The following is a 724-nucleotide window of genomic DNA, read 5'->3' as shown; positions in this document are numbered from 1 at the left end:
CACATCCTGACGGAGGACCTGACTATCCCGCATGCTGGGGCTGATCCGCCAGGCGGGTCTGGCCGCACGCGGCCTGGCCATGGACCGGCACGGCATGCGGCCCGACAGCTGGAACACGCCCTGAGCCGCCATGGGCCGGGGCATTGCATCGTGTATGTAACCCCCACCATGCACAACCCCACCACAGCCACCATGGACCACGCGCGCAGGCGCGACATCACCCGCCTGTGCCACGCCCATGACGCCTGATCATTGAAGATGATGTCTATGACTGCGCCCATGATGACAGCCTGCCGCCGCTGGTCACGCTGGCGCCGGAGCGGACATTCTATATCAGCAGCCTGTCCAAGACCCTCAGCCCCGGCCTGCGCATCGGCGCACTTGCGCCGCCCGTGGCGTTCCTGCCCGCGGCGCGGGAGGCGCTGCTGACTTCATCGCTCATGATCGCTCCCCTCTCCTACGCCATGATGGCGCAGTGGATGCAGGATGGCACGGCGGCCTCGGTCCGGCAGGCATTGCGGGGGGAAGCCGGGCGGCGGCGCGAACTGGCCCTGCGCATCATGGGGCCTTACCTCACCCCGCCGCCCTATGACGCCTTTCACGCATGGATGCCGCTGGACATGGCGCAGGCCGCGTCCTTCACCGCCCGGGCGGCGGCGCAGGATGTAAAGGTCAGCCCGTTGCCGCCATTCATGGCGGATCCGGCGCGCGCCACGCAGGCGGG

General features: G+C 68.8%; 2 pseudogenes. Both read left to right on the top strand.

The window, feature by feature from the left end:
* Positions 1–249, top strand: a pseudogene (locus JCM25156_RS31830) (PLP-dependent aminotransferase family protein); the annotation flags it as partial.
* 143 nt (positions 250–392) lie between these two features.
* A pseudogene (locus tag JCM25156_RS31825) lies at positions 393–724 on the top strand (PLP-dependent aminotransferase family protein); the annotation flags it as partial.

It is taken from the genome of Komagataeibacter kakiaceti JCM 25156, assembly GCF_000613305.1.
The sequence above is the reverse complement of the archived record's forward strand: the minus strand, read 5'-3'. Positions and strand labels throughout refer to the sequence as shown.